The organism is Thermococcus sp. GR5 (assembly GCF_012027535.1).
GTDB classification, from domain to species: domain Archaea; phylum Methanobacteriota_B; class Thermococci; order Thermococcales; family Thermococcaceae; genus Thermococcus; species Thermococcus onnurineus.
The window spans coordinates 1-405 of record NZ_SNUN01000030.1 but is presented as its reverse complement, the minus strand read 5'-3'; the positions used below and the strand labels follow the sequence as shown (position 1 = coordinate 405).

Genomic DNA, 405 nt, shown 5'->3' with positions numbered 1-405 from the left:
ACGCATCCGAATCCCTTTCCCAAAAGTCCACTACCTCATTATGAACCCTAACATCTGCCATGTCCCAGTTCCTCTTGTCATCCCAGATTGTAACCCTGGTTATCATCGCGTAGCCATCCGTGTAGTCGTAGATGAAGTCACTCGCCTTCCTGATGCTGTAAATCAGGTTCTTCTTGTCCTCCTCGCTCATCTTCCATTCTACTGAGATATTCAGCTCGATACCGAGGATATCCCTCTTCGCAGGGTCCTTCCCAATCAGAAGCTCCACCGCGTTGGGAACGCCATCGCCATCATAGTCACCGTTCAGGTCGGCGTTATTTTTGTCCGTTGGGTCAAAGCGCGCGGTAAATCCATTCACCTCAAGCTCTTTGTTCAGCTCGATTTCGCGATAAAAGGGTATTCCGT

Annotated in this window: 1 pseudogene; it reads right to left on the bottom strand. The window is 49.6% G+C overall.

From position 1 onward, the window contains the following. Positions 1–405 (bottom strand): annotated as a pseudogene (locus tag E3E33_RS10730) (hypothetical protein); the annotation flags it as partial.